Consider the following 1342-nt stretch of genomic DNA (forward strand, 5'->3'; position numbering starts at 1 on the left):
GCAATTACCGTCGCCCTCTATGTTCGCGCCGTACGTGCGTCCGAGCATAGTCTCAGCCATGAACAGGGCATGCGCATGATCCTCTGGGTCGGGGCAATCGGGCCGACGCTCATTCTGACTGCGCTCCTGCTTTACGCTTTGCCTGCCATGCGTCCCCACCCGGCCGATCCTGGCGATCTGGTAATCCGGGTGGAAGGCGAGCAATTCTGGTGGCGGGTTGCCTATCGGCCGTCCGATAATGCACCACCATTGTCTTGGGCCAACGAAATTCGCGTACCCGTCGGCCGGACGGTCGTATTCGAACTGATGTCCAAAGACGTGATCCACAGCTTCTGGATACCCGGCCTTGCCGGCAAGATGGACATGATCCCCGGCCGCACCAACCGGCTAGTGGTGAAGGCGGAGAAGCCGGGACGCTATCGTGGCGTCTGCGCGGAATTTTGCGGCCTCAGTCATGCGCTGATGGCGTTCGACGTGATCGCGATGGAACCGGCCCCCTTCGATACATGGCTGGCCGATGCCCGCGCCGTCGTCCCGCTGCCTGCCATCGCTACGCCTGGCCGCGCTCTGTTCGACGCGCAGGGATGCGGCGCTTGCCACACGATCCGTGGCACGCCCCATGCCGGCACCATCGGTCCCGACCTCAGCCGCTTTGGCGAGCGGCTGACGCTGGGCGCTGGTATATTGCCGCCAACCATCGACAATATAGCCGCCTTCATCCGCACGCCGCAGCAGGCCAAGCCCGGCGTGCGCATGCCCGCTTATCCGCAGCTCAGCCAAGAGGATGCCAGCGCTATCGCTCATTATCTGAAGGGCATGAAATGAGCCTGCACGATCAGGACGATCCCGCGCTCCGCGCCGCGCAGGAGGAAAGGCTGCGAGCCGTCTGGGCGCCGCCCAAGGGGTTGTTCCTGCGCTGGACCGACTGCAACAACAACCGGGTCGGCGTCTGGTATCTGCTGACGGCCTTCGCCTTCATGCTGTTCGCTGGCGTGCTGGCGCTCATCATGCGCACGCAACTGGCCGTGCCCGACAATGATCTGGTGAGCGCAGGGACGTTCAACCAGCTCTTCACCCTGCACGGCTCGATGATGATGTTCCTCTTCGCCGTGCCGATGTTCGAGGCCGTGTCGATCATCCTCTTGCCGCAGCTGCTGGGCGCGCGCGACCTGCCCTTTCCGCGCCTCTCGGCTTTTGGCTACTGGTCCTTCCTGATCGGTGGGGTGTTCGTCGGCGGCTCCATCTTCTTCAACGCCGCGCCTGATGGCGGATGGTTCATGTACCCGCCGCTCACCACGCGAACGGACCTGAGCGGCCTTGGCGCAGACATCTGGATGCTGGG

Annotated in this window: 2 protein-coding genes; both read left to right on the forward strand. The window is 63.8% G+C overall.

Annotated elements, in window-relative coordinates:
• Positions 1 to 825 (forward strand): cytochrome c oxidase subunit II (locus BMY84_RS28870; protein ID WP_143075213.1); only part of this gene is annotated, 825 nt, incomplete at its 5' end.
• On the forward strand, positions 822 to 1342 hold a 521-nt coding region (locus BMY84_RS28875; protein WP_177204265.1), incomplete at its 3' end, for a cbb3-type cytochrome c oxidase subunit I. The genes BMY84_RS28870 and BMY84_RS28875, both read left to right, overlap by 4 nt.

The sequence above is a fragment of the Sphingobium sp. AP50 genome, assembly GCF_900109095.1.
Classification (GTDB): domain Bacteria; phylum Pseudomonadota; class Alphaproteobacteria; order Sphingomonadales; family Sphingomonadaceae; genus Sphingobium.